The following is a 17,913-nucleotide window of genomic DNA, read 5'->3' as shown; positions in this document are numbered from 1 at the left end:
CTACCAGTACGATACCGAATTTTTTTATTTTCGTCAAGACACAAATTAAGCCCCCGCCATATAAGCGAGGGCCTGATTGATTTACTAACTCTGATTATTTAAAGTACTCTACACCGGACTCGAAGATCTGGATATCCTGCTCGCCGTAGATGTTAACAGCCACACCGTCACCGCGGCGTTCGCTGTGTGCCATCTTACCGAGGATACGTCCGTCAGGGCTTGTGATACCTTCGATATTCATGTAGGAACCGTTTACGTTCCATTCTTCGTCTGCACTAAGTTCTCCAGTTGGAGTTACATACTGGGTTGCAACCTGTCCGTTTGCAAACAGTTTTGCAAGCCATTCATCGTTGGCAACAAAACGTCCTTCACCGTGGGATGCCGGGTTACAGTATACACCGCCAAGCTGTGCTTTCTGAAGCCATGGAGACTTGTTGCTGACAACCTTGGTGTAAACCATCTTGGAGATATGACGTCCGATGGTGTTGAAGGTCAGTGTCGGAGAATCTTCTTTCTGTCCACAAATCTCACCGTATGGTACAAGACCAAGTTTGATCAGGGCCTGGAAACCATTACAGATACCAAGTGCAAGACCATCTCTCTCATTGATAAGCTTCATGACTGCTTCTTTGATCTTTGCATTCTGGAATGCAGTTGCAAAGAATTTTGCAGAACCATCCGGTTCATCACCAGCGGAGAATCCGCCAGGGAACATGATAATCTGTGCCTGGTCGATCGCTTTGGTGAAGAGTTCCACGGAATCGTGGATGTCTTCTGCTGTCAGGTTCTTGAATACTTTGACATCAACCTCTGCTCCTGCACGTTCGAAAGCACGTGTGCTGTCGTATTCGCAGTTTGTTCCCGGGAATACAGGAATGAATACACGAGGTTTTGCAACTTTATGTTTGCATACATAAATGTTTTCTGCGTGATACAGTTCATCCTTTGCCTGTTTTTCGTTGTCTTCACCGGAAGCTGTCTTGAAGACTCTTTCGAGAGTTCCTTTCCATGCTTCTTCGGCTTCTTTTTCTGTAATCACGGTATTGCCGTAGGAGAATTTACCGTCATCTGTAACTTCACCGATCAGTGTATAGGTAATGGAAAGTTCTCCAACTTTGTCTGCCGGAACTTCCATGATGATATCGCCAAATCCTGGTGCAAAGAAGTCTCTTGGATCCAGATTGTGTTCGATCTTCACTCCGAGTGCGTTACCGAATGCCATCTTGGAAACAGCAGCTGCAATACCATGACGATCCAGCGCGTAAGCGGAAACAACTTTTCCAGCCTGGATATCGTTGTGGAGTTTTTCGTACTGATCCATGATTCCAGCGTAATCCGGAAGATCGTACTGATCACGCGGTGCACGGAGCCATACAAGTTTGTTTCCTGCTTTTTTGAGTTCAGGAGTGATCACATCCTGGATCTTAGCTACATCAACTGCAAAGGAAACAAGTGTCGGAGGTACATCGATCTCGTTAAAGGTACCGGACATACTGTCTTTACCACCGATGGACGGAAGGCCAAATCCCATCTGTGCCGCATAAGCACCAAGGAGTGCAGAGAATGGCTGACTCCATCTCTTTGGATCTTCGGTCATACGACGGAAGTATTCCTGGAATGTGAAGCGGATCTTCTTGTAATCACCACCTGTAGCTACGATTCTTGCTACAGATTCTGTTACTGCATAAGCAGCTCCGTGATATGGACTCCAGGATGAGAGATATGGGTCAAAGCCGTAGCTCATCATGGTAACTGTATCAGTCTTTCCGTTCTGTACCGGAACTTTAGCAACCATACTCTGAGTCTCTGTAAGCTGATACTGACCGCCGTATGGCATAAATACGCTTCCTGCACCGATAGAACCGTCGAACATTTCGACAAGACCTTTCTGGGAGCATACATTGAGGTCAGCAAGTGTCTCCAGCCATTTTGCCTTAACATCGGCAACGTCTGGTCTTTCTTCGAAGAGGTTTCCTTCCTTGTTCGGAATTTCAACCTCTACTGTTGTTTCCTGATGTGCTCCATTAGTGTCAAGGAATGCACGGGAAATATTTACGATTTCTTTGCCTCTCCATGTAAGAACAAGACGTGGCTCCTCAGTAACGACTGCAACCGGGATTGCTTCGAGGTTTTCTTCGTTTGCAAAGCCAAGGAATTTGTCAACATCTTTCGGATCTACAACAACTGCCATACGCTCCTGGGATTCAGAGATTGCGATCTCTGTTCCGTCAAGGCCGGCATATTTCTTCGGAACTTTGTCAAGATCTACGCGAAGTCCGTCTGCAAGCTCACCGATGGCAACGGATACACCGCCTGCACCAAAGTCGTTACATTTTTTGATGATATAGCTGACTTCTTCACGTCTGAACATACGCTGGATCTTACGTTCTGTAGGTGCGTTACCTTTCTGTACTTCTGCACCGCAGACTTCGATGGAAGCTTCTGTATGTACCTTGGAGGAACCTGTTGCACCACCGATACCGTCACGGCCGGTACGTCCGCCAAGAAGGATGATAATATCTCCCGGATCGGAGTTTTCACGGATAACGGCACGTCTTGGAGCTGCACCCATAACGGCACCGATCTCCATACGTTTTGCAACATAATCCGGATGATAGATTTCTTTTACATAGCCTGTAGCCAGACCAATCTGGTTACCATAGGAACTGTAACCATGAGCAGCTCCTCTGACAAGTTTTTTCTGAGGAAGTTTTCCTTTCAGAGTTTCTTTGACAGATACTGTCGGGTCAGCAGCACCGGTTACACGCATTGCCTGATATACATAAGTACGTCCGGAAAGCGGATCACGGATCGCACCGCCAAGACAGGTCGCAGCACCACCAAATGGCTCGATCTCTGTCGGATGGTTATGTGTCTCATTCTTGAAGTTGATGAGCCACTCTTCTTCCTTTCCGTCTACGTCTACCGGAACAACGATACTGCAGGCATTGATCTCATCGGACTCTTCCTGATCAGCCAGTTTGCCTTCGGATTTGAGTTTCTTCATTGCCATAAGAGCAAGATCCATCAGGCAGACAAACTTGTCGTCGCGGCCTTTGTAAAGGACTTCTCTGTCAGCAAGATATTTCTCGTATGTTTTTACGATTGGTTCTTTGTAATCTCCTTCATCAAACTTCACATCGGTAAGCTCTGTGGAGAAGGTTGTATGACGGCAGTGATCGGACCAGTAAGTATCCAGTACACGGATTTCGGTCATGGAAGGATTACGTTTCTCTTCATTTTTGAAGTAGTTCTGGATGTGCTGGAAATCCTTAAATGTCATTGCAAGATTCAGGGAATCGTACAATGCTTTAAGATCTGCTTCTGACATTTCTTTGAATCCGTCAAAAATCTTAACATCTTCCGGTTCCGGGAATACGGCAACGAGTGTCTCAGGTTTCTCAAGTCCTGTCTCACGGGAGTCTACCGGGTTGATGCAGTGATGTTTGATGGCATCAAATTCTTCGTCTGTTATATTTCCTTCTATTACATAAGTAGTTGCAGAACGGATGATCGGCTGTGAATCTCCATCAAGGAACTGTACGCACTGTACAGCAGAATCTGCTCTCTGGTCGAACTGACCCGGAAGATATTCTACAGAAAAGATTCTGGAACCTTCTGCTGCCTCAAATTTCTCAAGATAAAGATCATCTACCGGCGGCTCTGCAAATACGGTTCTGCATGCTTTTTCAAAAACTTCATCTGAAATATTTTCTACGTCATAACGGATCAGCACTCTGACATTGGATGCTGTTTTGATTCCGAGATAGCTGCTGATCTCATGTTTTAATTCTTTTGCCTGTACGGCATAGGCTGGTTTCTTTTCTACATAAACGCGTCTTACGTTACTCATAAGAAACTCCTTTCAGATAATATTCATTCGTTGTTTTGTTACTGTTCGCAAATTTCTTTGCAAACAGTAACTCTGGTGTTTGGGATAGAATAGTTGTTTTTTTACAATATCTATAGTATCATAACAAATATCATTAGTAAAATTAATATATCTTATATTATTTATTAGTTACAATAATCAATAAGGAGAGAATCTATGGATATCAATCTTGAATTATACAAAGTTTTTTATTATGTAGCTACGACCTTAAGCTTCTCGGAGGCCTCCCGTCAGCTTTTTATTTCCCAGTCAGCCGTAAGTCAGTCTGTCAAGACTCTGGAAAAAAAACTTGGACACACCCTCTTCATCCGAAGTACCAAGAAAGTCCTTCTCACACCTGAGGGGGAGCTTCTTCTCCGGCATGTCAAACCTGCCATACAGATGCTGGATGAGGGGGAATCTCTTCTTTCAGGAGATACTCTTAAAGGACAGCTCCGCATCGGAGCCAGTGATACGATCTGCCGTTATTTCCTGATCGAATATTTCCGTAAATTTCACCAGGCTTATCCGGATGTCCGGGTCAAAGTCACAAACAGCACCTCGATCGGCTGTGTGGAACTTCTCGAAAAAGGACAGGTTGACCTGATCGTATGTAATTCGCCCAACTCCCGGCTCGGAAGTCACACCCGCGTCCAGGTATTAAAGGATTTCCATGATATTTTTGTCGCTGATCCAAACTGCTTTGCCTTCAGACATCTGCCCTGTTCGTTCAGTGATCTCATGCAGTATCCGATCCTGATGCTTTCTTCCAAAAGCACCACCAGCGAGTATCTGTATCACACGTTTGCACTCCATGATCTGAAACTGCTACCGGAAGTTGAACTCAACAGCAACGATCTTCTTATGGATCTTGCCCGTATCGGTCTCGGTATTGCCTGTATTCCGGACTATATGCTGAGCCCGGCAGATTCGCTGAAACCGATTCCCATGACAGAGGTACTTCCTTCCCGACAGCTGATTATGGTTCAGAATGACAATCTGCCGGTTTCCCAGGCGGCTGAACGATTTCTTGAGTTATTCTGAAAAACAGAGCCGAGTTTTTTGCACAAAAAATCCCCGATGGTCACCAAAGAAGTTCTCTTCTGTGACTGTCGGGGAGCTTATTGTAACCTTATTTCGGCATTACTTCGATTGCCTTTTCGATATACTCATTATTGATCTGGGCAAATTCTCCAGAATCTGCCTTGGATGCATATTCCATGTCGATCGGCATCTTGCCTACAACCGGAATATTCAGCTCAGCAGCGATCTCATCGATATGACTCTCACCAAAGATCTTGAGTTCTTTGCCGCAGTCCGGGCATTTTACATAACTGTAGTTCTCTACGATTCCAAGTACCGGGATCTTCATCATTCCGGCCATGTTGTATGCCTTCTTCACAATCATCTTGACCAGATCCTGCGGTGAGCTTACAATTACGATTCCGTCGATCGGAAGAGACTGGAATACGGTAAGCGGTACATCGCCTGTTCCTGGCGGCATATCTACAAAGAGATAGTCGATCTTGTCCCATACTACATCTGTCCAGAACTGTTTGACCATGTTTGCAAGAACAGGTCCTCTCCAGATAACCGGAGTGTCCTCTGTCGGAAGCAGGAGGTTGATGGACATAACCTTGATGCCATTTGCAGTTTCCATCGGATAGATTCCATTGTCATCTGCCTGAGCTGCACCGGTAAGTCCATACATCTTCGGAATGGATGGTCCTGTGATATCCGCATCCAGGATACCTACCTTGTAACCCTTTGCTGCCATCGCGTTTGCAAGAGATCCTGTAACGAAAGACTTACCAACGCCGCCCTTACCGCTGACAACACCGATCACGTGTTTTACATCAGAAAAAATATTTGCCGGTACAAGGAAATCCTGTGGATTGCTCTTGCCCTTGCTTGCACATCCTTCACAGCTTGACTTATCGCATGAGCTGTTGTTGCATTCTTTTGCCATTTTGTATACTCCTTTATTTTCCGGTCATGGAGCCTGTCTACCGGGCTGCACGGCCTGTATTTTCCAGTTATCGCTATTTCATAAAACGGTCAATCGCACGTTCCAGTTCCTTAATGGCATCCTTGTCACCGTGCTCTACCGCATCCACAATACAGTGTTCAATATGATCCTGAAGGATGATTTTACCTGTATTATTGATAGCTGATTTGACTGCTGAAAGCTGAATCAATACCTCGGAACAGTCCCTTCCGCTCTCGACCATTCTCTTGATAGATTCCAGATGACCGATTGCTCTGGAAAGCCTATTCAAAACCGATTTTGTCTGTGCATGGCTGTGATGATGACCATGTTCTCCATGGGAATGTTCGACTACAGTCCCATCTTCCAGTACATGCACATGGGTTTCCTTTGTTTCACTCATGTCTGCTCCTCTCAGGTGTAAATATAATCCCAAAACCATATTATAACACAGCCGCTAAATCTCTGTAAAGGAACATCTCTGTTTTATCTGTGATGTTGTGATATCAAAGACGATGGTCCCATCGGCAAGAACCGTCTTGTCATAGGAGACATCCTTTCCCTGAAACTTCTTTCTGATATATTCCTCCGGGTCTTTGATTTCTACTTCCTCTACAAATACGTCACGCATCTGATTTCTGGGACATTTATTAAAAATCTCCCAGATCACCTCATATTCTTTCATAATTCCAGACTCCATTTTCCCTCAATCTCATCTGCAAATTCTGCTTCTACTGCCGCCAGTTCTCCTTTCTGTTCCAGCGGCACAGCCCATGCAAGGCCGCAGCTTGCAGAAATTTCTCTTGGTACGGGAAGCAGTCTTCCTGCGATCCCATTCTGTTTACAGTATTTCTCTACTGCCATAGCACCGCTTGTGCTGTAAAAAGTCAGAAGATATCTCGGAATCTTTCTGATCATGGTTTCACTACTTTGGACGCTTTTGCAAGAGTTTCTACGATATCATACATATTTGTAACTTCTCCGACTTTAAGCTTATCTGTCAGTCCATAATAGTTCAGACAGGTTCCACAGGTTTTGATCTCCACGCCCTGTGCTTCCAGACTCTTTATATCATCAAGAGAATCTGAACCCTCTGTCGTCAGAGTTGCACCGCCATTATAAAAAAGAATGGTCTTTGGAAGCTTTTCAAGCTGAGTCACTGCAAAAATAAATCCCTTCATCAGGACTTTTCCCAGTTCATCATTTCCTCTTCCCATGATTGCGGTATCTACCGCGATCACAAAGTCACCCTTGACATCCGGGATACATTCTGCGGTTTCTTCTCCTCCTTCAGCTGGTTTCCGATCTTTTACACGAATGACAACCTGAAATTCATTGTCGGATTTTTTCTCTGAAAGTACTTCTGCTCCTGCATGTTTCCCCATTCTGGTGAGATTCTGCACTGCGGTCTCATTATCCACCAAAACTGTGATCTCAGCATCTCCCAGAATGCCATCCAGAACCTTCTTGGTTCTGACAACCGGGATCGGACACTGTTCGCCTCTTGCATCTACTGTATATTTCTGTTCCATAAGAGCAACCTCCCTGTATTCATTTTGCGATACTTTCCTGCATTTACATTGTTTTTATTGTACCAGACCTTTTGTTTTTTTGCAAATCTGCCTTCCACACAATCTCCGGCTTTTCTTTCACAAAAGAATACCGCCTGCCACATTCACAGCGAAACATCTTGCGGAATATTATCTGTAAACATTAAACAAACTTTTTATTTCTTTATAAAAATTTGTCGAAAAGAATTGAACTTCTTCCAAGAATAGAGTATCATAAATATAATTTTACATAAACGAGAATTTAGTTAAAGGAGATAAAACATGCAGCTTTTAAAAGACCGTATACTGAAAGACGGAATTGTAAAACCAGGAAATATTCTGAAAGTAGACAGCTTTCTGAATCATCAGATGGATATTGACCTTATCAATGAGATTGGAAAAGAATTCAAAAGACGTTTTGCAGACTGTCCGATCACCAAAATTCTTACAATCGAGGCATCCGGTATCGGAATCGCATGTATCGTAGCACAGTATTTTCATGTACCTGTAGTCTTTGCCAAGAAGGCACAGAGCCTGAATCTCGATGGAGAGATGTACTGTTCCAAGGTAGAATCTTTTACTCACAAGAAGGTTTACGATGTTATCTTATCCAAGAAATTCCTTGGACCGGAAGATCACGTTCTCCTGATCGACGATTTCCTTGCCAACGGATGTGCACTGCTTGGCCTGCTTGATATTGTCAAAGAATCCGGTGCAACTCTTGAGGGTGCCGGAATCGTGATCGAGAAAGGCTTCCAGCATGGTGGCGAGAAGATCCGTGAGATGGGCGTTCGTCTGGAATCTCTTGCGATCATTGATTCTATGACCGATGATTCTCTTACCTTCCGTGACTGATCCTCAACGCAGTTTCCATATCCATGTACAAAAACACAGCCGAAACAGAGTTTGTTCCGGCTGTGTTTTTGTGTATACTATATTATTTTTTTGCTTTTTCTGTCGGGGTCGGAGAAATCTCCTCCGGTGCTTCTGTCGGTTCCGGTGTCTCCGTTGGCGTAATAGCCTCCGGTGTCGGCGTCACTGGTTTCTCAGTTGGTGTCAGTGCTGCCTCCGTCGGTGTGACTGGTTCCGGTGTTGGAGTCTCTGTCGGATCCGGTTCTACTTCCTTCTCTGTATAATAACCATTGTCGATCAGAATTTCATAATTATCTCTGTCTATCATCTGAGGATCACAGAGATAAGTTCCTATGATCTTCACACCGTTATCATACTGCTCGTAGTCATTTACCTCCGGATCATCCTCTCCATGGAGATATACATTTACCATCTCTTCACACTGAGCCGCAAGCTCGCGGGAATCCATAAACACACTGAAAGCCTGTGTACCCATCGCAATTCTCTTGACCGCATCTTCCTTGCAGCCATTTCCCGTGATAAACGGCCAGATATCCGTTCCCGGGACGACTCCTGCCTCCAGAAGTGCCTCCTGTGCTGCTCCTGCCGCATCATCAAATCCGGTACAGATGATATCCGGTGCTGCTCCATCCGGATAAAACTCCTCCAGAATTTCTGCCGCTCTGGACTTTGCGGTGGTTTTACTCCATCTTAAGATACCTGTATCATCAAAGGAAATCTTTCCTGATCTGCATACCAGAGTTCCGTCATCCAGATACTCCTGCAGTACTTCCATCAGTCCATTGTACAAAAACAGTGCCTGTGTGTCATCCAGTGAGCCCATAAAGAATTCTATGGTTCTGGATTCCTTTGCCTCGCGAACCTTATCCAGTTCCTGGGCATCTACGATCTGCTTTCCTATTATCTGACCGACCTGACGTCCGCCAAACGTCACATAATACTTGACTGCACTGGTATTCATGATCAGATCATCGTAGGAAAATACCGGAATGTCAGCCTCCTTCACGGTCTCAAGGACACTCCCAAGACTATAAGGATCTACCGGTGTGATAACAAATGCAGAGACCTCTTCTGCTGTCAGATCCTGAATCTGGGAAACCTGTCTGGATACATCATTCTCTGCATACTCGATCACAGGCTCATATCCGTCCGCCTCCAGTTCACTCTTGAACTTATCTGCATCTCTGCTCCATTTTTCTTCATTCGGAAGGAGAACCGCAATTTTTTCTCTCGGCTCTTCCACAGGAGCACTCTCTTCCTCTGCTTCATTGCTCTGTGTGGATGCCTCTGCATCCTCAGAAGAGTCTGCTTTCTTCTCTGTATCCTTCTCCTCCTCAGGTGTCGGAGTTACCGTCAGTTCTTCCGCCTCACCGGCTCCCTCTTTCTCAGTCTGTGCACTTTCACTTGCTGCTTCTGTTGCCTTGTTTTTGGAACCACAGCCTCCAAGTATGGAAGTGGTCAGAAAAACACCTAATAAAATATATGCTGTCTTTTTTTTCATGTTAAATTCCTTTATATTCCTTTGCCAGAAGTTTAAGATAATCCCGGTACGCCGCTGCCGTTTTCTTTGGCTTGACGATCGTGATATCCCTGCCCATTGCAGTGAGCCATCCAAAAAACTGTGGTCCTGCAATCTGAGGCGCTGTAACAGATATATAGCCGGATTCTTTGTTCTTATAAGTTCCATAAGAGCCAAAATATTCCTGCACTTCTTTCTCTATCGTCTCTCTGCAGAGAAGCTTCATAGGTTTCTCGACATCCTGGATCTCATTCTCATCCAGAGTAAAACGCCTCACCAGTATTTCCTTAATAACCGGTTCTGCCTTCTCTTCTCTCCTGGCCGGTCGAGGCTCCGACTTCGGTACTGTCTCATTCTTTTCGGCAGCAGTCTGTCCGGCAATGTAATAGCCTCCCGGTCTTCCTCTCTTGTATTTGACATCCAGCCCGAAATCTCTCAGTGCATCCAGATCATCATAGATGCTCTTACGCTCTGCATTGATTCCACATTCTGCCAGCTTATCAAGAATTTCCTGCATTGTCACTGCACGATTCTCCCCGGTCTCACACAGAAGATGTTCCAGCACCAGTATTTTTGCTTTCTGATTACGTGATTTCGCCATTTTTATCCCCTTGTCCGCTCTTATATACCTGAATTATATCCTCACCATATGTTGAATACAAGTACTATTTGAGGAATCTGTGACAGATGTAATCGTTAGCTTCTTTTTCCTGACTGTCATCAAGCGGAGTAAGTTCTGTCTGTTCTCCGTATTTTTTCTGCAGGGCATGCAGGATCAGCCAGTCTGCCAGCTGTGGATTCTTAGGGAGCAGTGGCCCGTGAAGGTAAGTTCCGATCACATTTTTGTATACAACGCCCTCATAACCGGATTTCCCATCATTTCCAGAACCATGCAGAACCTTCCCCAGAGGCTTGTTGTTATTGATGCAGGTTCTTCCGCCATGATTCTCAAATCCAACGACCGGCATATCAAACAGCTCACTCTGAAGAATGATATTGCTGATCAGACGTCCCTCTCCCTGTTCTGTATACATATCTACCAGTTCCAGTCCTTTGATCATTCCCTGGTCTGTCTTATAGTAGTTTCCCAGAAGCTGATAGCCTCCGCAGATTGCAATGACTACGCCGTTATTTTCCACATATTCCTTAAAGTCCTTCTGGATCTCCTTCAGTTTCTCACAGACCAGCATCTGCTCTCTGTCAGAACCACCTCCGAGAAGTACAATATCAAGCCTGGAAAAATCAATCTTGTCATCCATCTCATATGCGATGGTTTCTGCTTCGATTCCTCTCCACTGGCATCTCTTCATCAGACACTGGATATTTCCTCTGTCCCCATAGAGATTCAGAAGATCCGGATATAAATGTCCTATCGTCAGTTTCATTTCTGCTCTCCCTCCAGCTTCTTCAGTATATTTCTGGTACTGAACAGTGCGGTATAATTTACCAGCACATACAGATTCCCGGTTCCGTCAGCCACTCGGCTGCGGACTGCCTTCTCAATATCTGCTTCCAGCATGGAAGGAATGTCTACATATTTCAGACGAAGCCGCATATCCTGACAGCGGATTCCACTGACCGTGATCGAACGGATGCTTTCTTCCCTGAAACGGTCAAAATCTACATCCCAGAGCCAGGAAATATCGATTCCATCCTGAGCATTGTCATTGATGGCAATGATTACATCCTTTGGCTCGCTGTCCTGCATGACAGCAGAAATATTCTGGTTAAATCCGGCCGGATTCTTCGCAAGATTCAATGTAACGCTGGTTCCCTGAATACGGAACTGCTCCATACGGCCATTCTCCGGATTAAATTTCTTGAGCATATTCTGGAAGTGCTCTGCCCCGAAACCAGCTGTACGGATTCCTGCATAAGCAGCGAGAATATTGTACACATTATAAAATCCCTTATAATTCGCAATAATCTTTTTATCCTCGACACGGAAAGAAAGCTGATCGCCCACCTGGACATCAGAGGCATCGTATTTCGGAACCGGTCTGGAGAAACCACACTTTGGACATTTATAGTCACCCAACTGACTATAATGATAAAAGCTGTACTGCAGTCTCTCACCACAACGCTTACAGAAACGTCCCTCGCGGATCTCATTTGTCTTGCTTTTCATGACAGGTTTGCTGATTCCATAATAAATACTGTCGTTTCCACTGTCCATGGCAAGGTATGCTGACAGTGCATCATCTCCATTTACTATGAGCTTCATCTTCGGAACCTTGCGGATCATTTCTTCCAGGATGTTCATAGTAATATCAATTTCTCCATAGCGGTCGAGCTGATCACGGAAAAGGTTTGTCATTACCATATAATCCGGTTTAATCTGAGGAAAAATATATCTTGTGGATGCCTCATCTACCTCAATACAGGCATAATCGGCCTTAATATGTCCATTCAGACCTGCTCCAAGGACAAATGCTGCCACAACACCATTCAGCATATTGGAGCCTGTATGGTTACAGATCACCTTCTGTCCTTCTGCCTCCAGTGCCGCACAGAGCATATTATTGGTCGTTGTCTTTCCATTTGTGCCGCAGACTACAAAAATGTCTTTCTTAACCTCTGATGCCAGTTCCTTAAGTACCGGAGGATAAATCTTGAGAGCGATCTTTCCCGCCCAGGTTACCCCCTGACGGCCCATCTTCTTGCAGGCAAATCCAGCTGCCTTGGCAGCCCAGACTGCCAATATTCTTCTAATATTCATATGATCTATTCCTTTTTGCTTTTGCTTTATCGTTCCTACTGATTTTACGACAATTTCAGGAATTTAGCAACCATCTTCCTCCGCAATGTCATTATTCCCCAGATACTTCCTGTACTGCTTCTGTGCTTCTTTCATATAGGTTCTTGAAATTGGAACTGTAAAGTCCTTCATAATAAATCCATCTGTTTTCATTCCTATTACTTTACTGATATTTACAAAAAAGCTCTGATGGCAACGGAGAAACATACTGTCTTTAAGCTGTTCGTCAAAATCACTGAGTTTTCCTCTGCAGTGAATTTCGCTTCCATCATCCAGATAAAAAGTTACGGTATGAAGACTACTGGATATGTACTGAACCTCATTATGTTTGATCGTATAAAGCTGTGAACGATATTTGAAACATATCACACGTTCTTTACGAATAAACTCACTGTATTTTCTGACATTTATATACAGAAACTCAAGAACCTTCTTCAGTTTCTCTACATCGACCGCTTCAGAAGATACTGAAATGCAAATACATCAAAGGCTTCTCTGTAATACTTTTCTGTTCCCGTTACAAAAATAATCCCCGCTGATTTGTTTAACTTCCTGATTTCCGCGGCGATTCGGATTCCATTATCATCTGGAAATTCAGTCTCCATAAAAATAACCTGAAACTGATTTGGATTCTCCACCACCTGGTCAATCAACGACTGTCCCTGTGTGAAGCTTGTGATTTCCGCATCTGGAAATGATTTTCTTATATGTGTTTCAAGAATTTCCATATCTCTTTCATTTCCATCACAAATAGCAATCGAAAGTTGATCCATAAAAGCAATCGTTCTCCTTCTGATAAATATTTTTCTTTTAGAATCTTATTATATCATATTTTTGCTATTACTTTTACCCCCCCGCCCCATTTTTTTTTGCTAATTGTGAAAAAAAAGAGAAGATATCCCGTTACGGATATCTTCTCTGATTTCTGTCAAATTATACTAACTCGATCAGAACTTCCATTGCTGCGTCACCTTTACGCGGTCCGATCTTAACGATTCTTGTGTAACCACCGTTACGACCAACATATTTCGGTGCGATTTCTTCGAACATCTTCTTTGTCATATCGATGTCCTTTGTGTTTTTCTTCTTTCCTGCAGCTTTAGCCGGAACTTCTTTTACAGGGTAGAATACTTTAGCCATCTGACGACGAGCGTGCAGTCTGGACGGAGCATCCTTTGTAATTTCTTTCTGAACTTCGTCATATACGGTAACTTTCTTTCCGTCTACAACTTCTTTTACTCTCTTACCATCAGCATCTTTGCGAGCAACTTTAGCAGTTACAGTAACTGTTTCGAAGTTGTCTTTCTCGCGAACTGCCATAGCAATAAGTCCTTCAGCGATTTTGCGGATTTCTTTAGCTTTTGCTTCAGTAGTAACGATTTTTCCGTTGTAAAGAAGGTTTGTTACCTGGTTTCTTAACAGAGCTTTTCTCTGATCAGCAGTTCTGCTTAATTTTCTATATTTTGCCATGTTGTTTTCCTCCATCTGCGGGACATTTATACACGCTTGTTCGGTCTTACTGTATAAATGCTTAGGCATCCCCGCTCAAATTATAAGAAGTGCTTATTCTTCAGTTGGCTGAAGCTGTAAGCCCAGTTCTTTCAGTTTAGCAAGTACTTCTTCTAATGACTTGCGACCAAGGTTACGAACCTTCATCATATCATCGGAAGTTCTGTTGCACAGTTCTTCTACTGTGTTGATTCCGGCTCTCTTCAGGCAGTTGTAAGAACGAACAGAAAGTTCGAGCTCATCAATGCTCATCTCCAGAACCTTTTCTTTCTCATTGTCTTCTTTTTCGATCATGACTTCTGCAGTCTTAGCGTTCTCAGAAAGATCAATGAACAGGTTCAGATGCTCACTCAGTACCTTAGCAGCAAGGCTGACAGCTTCATCCGGATCCAGTGTTCCATTAGTATATACATCTAATGTAAGTTTATCGAAATCGGTAACCTGACCTACACGAGTATTCTCTACTACCATGTTTACACGGTCAACCGGTGTATAGATTGAATCAACAGCAATCACACCGATCGGCATGTCATCAGTTTTACCCTTATCAGCACTGATATATCCACGGCCACGGGTGATTGTGATCTCCATAGCCAATCTGCAGTCTTTGCCTCCGTTAAGAGTAGCAATAACCTGATCCGGATTCATGATTTCGATATCCTGATCTGCCTGGATGTCTGCAGCTGTTACGACACCGGAACCTTCACACTCAATGTATGCAGTCTTTGGTTCGTTATCTGTGCTGGTATTTTTGATAGCAAGGCTTTTCAGATTCATAATGATTTCTGAAACGTCTTCTTTTACGCCCGGAATTGAGCTGAATTCATGAAGAACACCATCAATCTTAACCTGGCTTACTGCTGCTCCCGGAAGGGAGGACAGCATAATTCTTCTAAGAGAATTACCAAGTGTAGTACCGTATCCTCTTTCAAGAGGCTCTACTACGAATCTGCCAAACTTTTTATCTTCGGAAATTTCCGTAATTTCGATTTTTGGTTTATTAAAATCAAACACTATAAGGTTCCCTCCTTCTGGGTATTCAACATTTGAGGGTATTAACGAATGCTGTAACTGTGAAGATACTCCCCACAGTTACAAATCGTACACTAATTATTATTTAGAATACAGCTCGACGATAAGCATTTCGTTTACCGGAACATCGATAGCTTCTCTTCTTGGAAGTTCTTTTACAGTTCCGCTTAATGTTTCCTGATTAACATCGATCCATTCCGGAACAAGTCTTCCGCCTGTTACTTCCAGGATTCCTTTATATCTCTCAGAACCTTTGCATTTTTCTTTGATTTCAATTGTGTCACCAGCTTTTACAAGGTAAGACGGAATGTTTACACATTTGCCGTTTACAAGTACATGCTTGTGGTCAACGATCTGACGAGCTTCACGTCTGGTTCTTGCAAGACCCATACGGAATACTACGTTGTCAAGTCTGCTCTCCAGGATAACCATAAGGTTTTCACCAGTCTGTCCCGGCATTCTGTCAGCTTTGTTGTAGTAGTTGTGGAAAGGTTTTTCCAGAACTCCGTAGATGAATTTTGCTTTCTGTTTTTCTCTTAACTGTAAACCGTACTCAGACATCTTTCTGTTTGCACGTTTTAACTGTCTTGTGGATTTTTTATCAATTCCTAAATAAATCGGATCCAGGCCAAGGGATCTGCATCTTTTCAGAACAGGAACTCTATTTACTGCCATTTCAAGCTACCTCCTAAATTAGACTCTTCTACGTTTTGGTGGACGGCATCCGTTGTGCGGAACCGGTGTTACGTCACGGATACTTGTTACTTCAAGGCCGCAAGCCTGAAGTGCACGAATTGCAGCTTCACGTCCTGATCCCGGTCCTTTAACCATAACATCAACAGTCTTTAATCCATGAATCAGAGCAGCTTTTGTTGCAGTCTCTGCTGCCATCTGTGCTGCATAAGGGGTAGATTTTCTTGAACCTCTAAATCCCAGACCGCCGGCACTTGCCCATGAAAGAGCATTTCCTTCACTGTCAGTCAGAGTAACAATTGTATTGTTAAAGGAAGACTGGATATGTGCCTGTCCGTGTTCAACGTTTTTCTTAACACGACGTTTTGTAGTCGCTTTTCTGGTTGTCTTTGCCATTTTAAAACTAACCTACACTTTCCTATATATAATCAATTAATTCGTTTCGTAAGGAAGTTCGATTCACTAAATTCAGTCTGCGCTTACGCTTGCCTTCATTAAGTTCCTTCGAACAATATTTACACTAAACTCATGCTGCATTTACATTTGCATTCGTTAAGTATTTATTATTTCTTCTTATTTGCAACAGTTCTCTTAGGACCTTTGCGTGTTCTAGCATTTGTTTTGGTCTTCTGGCCACGAACCGGAAGTCCTTTACGATGACGGATACCACGGTAGCATCCGATTTCCTGCAGTCTCTTGATATTCATAGCGATTTCACGACGAAGATCACCTTCTACTGTCATTGTTTCATCAATTACAGCACTGATTTTCTTTACATCATCGTCTGTCAGATCTCTGACACGGATGTCAGGATTTACTCCTGCCTGTGCAAGAATCTTGTCTGCACTTGTTCTGCCGATACCATAAATATAGGTAAGGCCGATTTCGATACGTTTGTCTCTTGGTAAGTCTACACCAGCTATACGAGCCATGTACTGTTTCCTCCATTTTCTTCTTGAAAGCTATATGAACCGTACCACTTGCAGTTTCGCAAGGTGAAATGGGGTACATCTTCAATACTTTCTGTTTTCTAGTTTCCTAATTGGGGTGCCTCGGTAAAACACCCAGCCGCCTTTGGCGAAAAGCGACCTTTCCGAAAATTTGTTGCCTCTCGGTATTAGGCAATACATGCTTCTTTAATAAGATATTAAAACAGTCCGAACAACCCTTCCGGGTGTATCAAACTGCAGCCGCACGTTTCACAAACTCGGGATTCAATCAACCCTGACGCTGTTTGTGTTTTGGATTTTCACAGATTACTCTGATAGATCCTTTTCTTTTGATGATCTTGCATTTTTCGCAGATCGGCTTTACAGATGATCTTACTTTCACTGGAAATCCTCCTTTTCCGTAATATAGGCTTGATTCTGCAGTTCATACACGCCTCAGCGCGTACAACCAGTATAATAACATTCTATTCCGGAAAATACAACCCCCTAATTTAATTTTTTTATTTTTTTATTTCAGTGTAGTAACGATCAGTTTACTCTCCAGTGCGGCTGCGATCAGATCCTCTTTGCAGCTGTATCCTGCCCTGGCAATCATCTCCTGAAAATTCCATCGTACTCCTGAAGTGGAACAGTTCATTTTTTTTGCAATCTCTGAGTAAGACATCCCACAGATATAAAGACGCAACATTTCCAGCTGCCTTGGACTTATTTCTCCACTGGTGATCCAGTTTAATTCCACATCCGGCGTCATATCCGGAAAAATCCTTTCCCCCTTCAGTGTCCTATTGATCACATCACTGATTTCCTCTTCTCCGTGATCCTTATACCACAGACTGTCTGCACATCCTGCCTTTGCCCGCTCCAGTACTTTAGGATCGATCAGCGAGGTCACAATAAGTATCTTCGTACCCGGATGTTCCTCCTTTATGGTCTTTCCTGCTGTCAGCCCATCATGATTATGAAAGGTCTGCACGTCCATCAATACCAGATCGATCACTGAATAATTACAGATTTTTACTGCTTCCCGGGCATCACTGACCGTACCTGCCAGTTTGAACTCCGGATTTTGTAAAATTATATATTCAAAATATTTCTGCATGATCTTCTGATCTTCCACAATAAGTACCCGTACCATAACCTCATTCCCTTCTCATACTGAAGTCATCTGATA

21 protein-coding genes are annotated in these 17,913 nt (G+C 43.6%); 2 read left to right on the top strand and 19 right to left on the bottom strand.

The window, feature by feature from the left end:
• Positions 1–94: 94 nt before the first annotated feature.
• Complete coding sequence (locus tag GT674_RS00995; protein ID WP_161283948.1) at positions 95–3,853, bottom strand: phosphoribosylformylglycinamidine synthase; 3,759 nt, start codon at positions 3,851–3,853, stop codon at positions 95–97.
• Between the two features lie 195 nt (positions 3,854–4,048).
• On the opposite strand from GT674_RS00995, the gene GT674_RS00990 reads away from it, so the two are divergent.
• Positions 4,049–4,915 carry a LysR family transcriptional regulator gene (locus tag GT674_RS00990; RefSeq protein ID WP_161283947.1) on the top strand — a complete coding sequence of 289 codons (867 nt, stop codon included), beginning with the start codon at positions 4,049–4,051 and terminating at the stop codon, positions 4,913–4,915.
• A gap of 88 nt (positions 4,916–5,003) precedes the next feature.
• Here the strand turns inward: GT674_RS00990 and GT674_RS00985 are convergent, their stop codons facing one another.
• From GT674_RS00985 to yedF, 5 genes are all read right to left on the bottom strand, one after another.
• Entirely contained in the window at positions 5,004–5,840 is an 837-nt protein-coding gene (locus GT674_RS00985) for an Mrp/NBP35 family ATP-binding protein (RefSeq protein ID WP_161283946.1), read from the bottom strand.
• Positions 5,841–5,913: 73 nt separating this feature from the next.
• The gene (locus GT674_RS00980) at positions 5,914–6,261 is read right to left on the bottom strand and encodes a metal-sensing transcriptional repressor (RefSeq protein ID WP_161283945.1); all 348 of its coding nucleotides are present in this window, start codon (positions 6,259–6,261) and stop codon (positions 5,914–5,916) included.
• Between the two features lie 54 nt (positions 6,262–6,315).
• Positions 6,316–6,543, bottom strand: coding sequence for a hypothetical protein (locus GT674_RS00975; RefSeq protein ID WP_161283944.1), 228 nt, complete (start codon positions 6,541–6,543; stop codon positions 6,316–6,318).
• Positions 6,540–6,776, bottom strand: a complete 237-nt coding sequence (locus GT674_RS00970; protein ID WP_161283943.1) for a DUF3343 domain-containing protein — start codon at positions 6,774–6,776, stop codon at positions 6,540–6,542. The genes GT674_RS00975 and GT674_RS00970 overlap by 4 nt, the downstream gene beginning before the upstream one ends.
• Positions 6,773–7,390, bottom strand: coding sequence for a sulfurtransferase-like selenium metabolism protein YedF (yedF, locus tag GT674_RS00965; RefSeq protein ID WP_161283942.1), 618 nt, complete (start codon positions 7,388–7,390; stop codon positions 6,773–6,775). Before yedF ends, GT674_RS00970 begins: the two co-directional genes overlap by 4 nt.
• 300 nt (positions 7,391–7,690) lie before the next feature.
• Between yedF and GT674_RS00960 the strand changes: the two genes are divergently transcribed.
• Complete coding sequence (locus tag GT674_RS00960; RefSeq protein WP_161283941.1) at positions 7,691–8,263, top strand: xanthine phosphoribosyltransferase; 573 nt, start codon at positions 7,691–7,693, stop codon at positions 8,261–8,263.
• An 82-nt stretch (positions 8,264–8,345) separates the two neighbouring features.
• Here the strand turns inward: GT674_RS00960 and GT674_RS00955 are convergent, their stop codons facing one another.
• The 13 genes from GT674_RS00955 to GT674_RS00895 form a co-directional block, all read right to left on the bottom strand.
• Positions 8,346–9,782 (bottom strand): substrate-binding domain-containing protein, encoded by a 1,437-nt coding sequence (locus tag GT674_RS00955; protein ID WP_161283940.1) that lies wholly within the window; start codon positions 9,780–9,782, stop codon positions 8,346–8,348.
• 1 nt (position 9,783) lies between these two features.
• The gene (locus GT674_RS00950) at positions 9,784–10,401 is read right to left on the bottom strand and encodes a hypothetical protein (RefSeq protein WP_192925955.1); all 618 of its coding nucleotides are present in this window, start codon (positions 10,399–10,401) and stop codon (positions 9,784–9,786) included.
• A 64-nt stretch (positions 10,402–10,465) separates the two neighbouring features.
• Entirely contained in the window at positions 10,466–11,185 is a 720-nt protein-coding gene (locus GT674_RS00945) for a type 1 glutamine amidotransferase (protein WP_161283939.1), read from the bottom strand.
• Positions 11,182–12,519 carry a MurT ligase domain-containing protein gene (locus GT674_RS00940; protein ID WP_161283938.1) on the bottom strand — a complete coding sequence of 446 codons (1,338 nt, stop codon included), beginning with the start codon at positions 12,517–12,519 and terminating at the stop codon, positions 11,182–11,184. The genes GT674_RS00945 and GT674_RS00940 overlap by 4 nt, the downstream gene beginning before the upstream one ends.
• 63 nt (positions 12,520–12,582) lie before the next feature.
• Positions 12,583–12,927, bottom strand: coding sequence for a LytR/AlgR family response regulator transcription factor (locus GT674_RS00935; protein WP_161283937.1), 345 nt, complete (start codon positions 12,925–12,927; stop codon positions 12,583–12,585).
• 74 nt (positions 12,928–13,001) lie between these two features.
• Positions 13,002–13,331: a LytR/AlgR family response regulator transcription factor gene (locus tag GT674_RS00930; protein ID WP_161283936.1), complete on the bottom strand. Its 330-nt coding sequence runs from the start codon at positions 13,329–13,331 to the stop codon at positions 13,002–13,004.
• Positions 13,332–13,491: 160 nt separating this feature from the next.
• A complete protein-coding gene (locus tag GT674_RS00925; protein ID WP_161283935.1) occupies positions 13,492–14,028 on the bottom strand; it encodes a bL17 family ribosomal protein in 537 nt (178 codons plus the stop codon).
• Positions 14,029–14,121: 93 nt separating this feature from the next.
• Positions 14,122–15,081, bottom strand: coding sequence for a DNA-directed RNA polymerase subunit alpha (locus GT674_RS00920; RefSeq protein ID WP_161283934.1), 960 nt, complete (start codon positions 15,079–15,081; stop codon positions 14,122–14,124).
• 99 nt (positions 15,082–15,180) lie between these two features.
• A complete protein-coding gene (gene rpsD, locus GT674_RS00915) occupies positions 15,181–15,774 on the bottom strand; it encodes a 30S ribosomal protein S4 (RefSeq protein ID WP_161283933.1) in 594 nt (197 codons plus the stop codon).
• Between the two features lie 18 nt (positions 15,775–15,792).
• Positions 15,793–16,188 carry a 30S ribosomal protein S11 gene (gene rpsK / locus GT674_RS00910; RefSeq protein WP_005428565.1) on the bottom strand — a complete coding sequence of 132 codons (396 nt, stop codon included), beginning with the start codon at positions 16,186–16,188 and terminating at the stop codon, positions 15,793–15,795.
• Positions 16,189–16,355: 167 nt separating this feature from the next.
• The gene (rpsM, locus tag GT674_RS00905) at positions 16,356–16,724 is read right to left on the bottom strand and encodes a 30S ribosomal protein S13 (protein WP_022214197.1); all 369 of its coding nucleotides are present in this window, start codon (positions 16,722–16,724) and stop codon (positions 16,356–16,358) included.
• 286 nt (positions 16,725–17,010) lie between these two features.
• Positions 17,011–17,124 (bottom strand): 50S ribosomal protein L36, encoded by a 114-nt coding sequence (gene rpmJ, locus GT674_RS00900; protein ID WP_003497809.1) that lies wholly within the window; start codon positions 17,122–17,124, stop codon positions 17,011–17,013.
• Between the two features lie 126 nt (positions 17,125–17,250).
• The gene (locus tag GT674_RS00895; protein ID WP_161283932.1) at positions 17,251–17,877 is read right to left on the bottom strand and encodes a response regulator transcription factor; all 627 of its coding nucleotides are present in this window, start codon (positions 17,875–17,877) and stop codon (positions 17,251–17,253) included.
• Positions 17,878–17,913 lie beyond the last annotated feature (36 nt).

Origin of the sequence: Blautia sp. BIOML-A1, from assembly GCF_009883055.1 — a bacterium.
GTDB lineage: Bacteria > Bacillota > Clostridia > Lachnospirales > Lachnospiraceae > Blautia_A.
The sequence above is the reverse complement of the archived record's forward strand: the minus strand, read 5'-3'. Positions and strand labels throughout refer to the sequence as shown.